1 protein-coding gene is annotated in these 749 nt (G+C 63.4%); it reads left to right on the top strand.

What is annotated here, in order from left to right:
• The first annotated feature begins 96 nt into the window (after nt 1-96).
• Nucleotides 97-408 (top strand): helix-turn-helix domain-containing protein, encoded by a 312-nt coding sequence (locus tag N864_RS22815; RefSeq protein WP_051518958.1) that lies wholly within the window; start codon nt 97-99, stop codon nt 406-408.
• Nucleotides 409-749 lie beyond the last annotated feature (341 nt).

The raw sequence follows: 749 nt of genomic DNA, 5'->3' as shown, positions 1-749 counted from the left end.
TCAACGTCCTAGAGCTTAATCTGGCTGTAGATCGGTGGAATGACTGAGCGGTAAGGGCTGCCTTTCTTCGTTCTTGCTAGTGGCTAACGTTGGGTGATGGCTGAACGGTCGGGTCGGCGTGAGCAGACGAGGCGGCGACTGCTTGATGCGGCGCTGAGGCTGTTCGAGGAGCGCGGCTACGACCAGACGACGACCGCGCAGATCGCTGCGCAGCCGAGGGGAGCGATGACGCTGTTTCGTCATTTCGCCTTGAAGTGTCGGCGGGTAGTCGACGGTCCGTACGACTCGGTGATCGCGGCGGCGACCGTGTCCCAGCCGAACGACCTGCTGGTGCTCGCCCGCGTCGCGACGGCCATGCAGCGTCGACTGCGGATCGCTGCGCGAACGCCGAGCCTGGTAGGCGAGTAGTTCGAGCGACACCCGAAGCGCTGGGTCGGCCTCGTCCTTTCATTCAGCACGGCAACAAGAACTCCCAATCGGACTCGCGCGACAGCGAGACCGTTTGGATAGCGCGAGGGTTGCCGCAATCCCCGTATGCGTTCCGTTAGGAGTGCTCCTCGCGAGCTGCGTCTCGGTGTTGTATCGGGACTCAGAGTTCCCGTGAGGGATGCAGTCGAGGAACGGAGTCTTCAGTGCTGGATGTGGCCTACCTGCTTGGCAGCGTGGCACTGCTGGTCGGGATCGGCGTGCTCGGGAAGGCGCTAGCAAGGCTGTGATCGTCGTGGAGGTGATGGCTGCGGCGCTGGCCG

Origin of the sequence: Intrasporangium chromatireducens Q5-1 (assembly GCF_000576575.1) — a bacterium.
Taxonomy (GTDB): Bacteria; Actinomycetota; Actinomycetes; order Actinomycetales; family Dermatophilaceae; genus Intrasporangium_A; species Intrasporangium_A chromatireducens.
The sequence above is the reverse complement of the archived record's forward strand: the minus strand, read 5'-3'. Positions and strand labels throughout refer to the sequence as shown.

Excerpts from the sequence above, each read along its gene's own strand:
- N864_RS22815 (WP_051518958.1), top strand. The coding sequence starts at position 97 with ATGGCTGAACGGTCGGGTCGGCGTGAGCAGACGAGGCGGCGACTGCTT.